General features: G+C 71.1%; 1 pseudogene. It reads left to right on the top strand.

The features are described from left to right. Positions 1 to 765: pseudogene (locus MXC99_RS00280) on the top strand (2-oxoglutarate synthase); the annotation flags it as partial. Positions 766 to 837: the final 72 nt, after the last annotated feature.

Below are 837 nucleotides of genomic sequence, written 5' to 3'. Positions count from 1 at the left end.
AACATCGCCCTCTACGGCCTGCACGGCGACGCCCCGCACCTGGTGGTGGCGCCGAACTCGCTCGCCGACTGCGCCTTCACCACGCAGTGGGCGGTCCATCTGGCCGACACCCTGCAGACCGCCGCGATCGTGCTCTCAGACCAGTCGCTGGGCCAGAGCCGCGCCACCATCGCCCCGCCCGCCGACCCCGGGCTGCGCGCCAACCGCCTGCGCCCCGCAGGTGAGCTGGGGGACGAACGCTACCGCCGCTACCGCAACACCGAGTCGGGCGTCTCGCCGATGGCCGTGCCCGGCATGAAGGGCTACCAGTACACCGCCGACGGCCTCGAGCACACCGAAGTCGGTACCCCCTCGAGCCAGGCCTCGGACCACAGCACCCAGCTCGACAAGCGCCTGCGCAAGCTCACCGCCCACGACTACGGCGCCTACTGGGCCGACATCGACGGCGAGGGCGACATCGCCGTCATCACCTGGGGCTCGACCACCGGACCGGTGCAAGAAGCGCTCGAGCGCTGGCGCGCCGCCGGCAAGAAGGGCCGCATGGTGTCGATCCGCCTGCTCTCGCCGGTGCGCCCCGAGCAGCTCGCCGCCGCCCTCGAGGGCGTCTCGCGCGTGCTCGTCGTCGAACAGAGCCACGGCGCCCAGTTCCACCGCTACCTGCGCGCCCACTACGACCTCCCCGGCAGCGTGCGGGCCTTCCATCGTCCCGGTCCGCTGCCCATCCGCCCCGACGAAATCTTCCGCCAACTGGCCGACTGGAGCTGACCATGGACGCCACATCCACTTGCCCGAGCTACTCCGCGCGCGACTACAAGTCCGAAGTCAAACCCGTCTGGT

Origin of the sequence: Thauera aromatica, from assembly GCF_023093595.1 — a bacterium.
In the GTDB taxonomy this organism is placed as follows: Bacteria; Pseudomonadota; Gammaproteobacteria; order Burkholderiales; family Rhodocyclaceae; genus Thauera; species Thauera aromatica_A.
The sequence above is the reverse complement of the archived record's forward strand: the minus strand, read 5'-3'. Positions and strand labels throughout refer to the sequence as shown.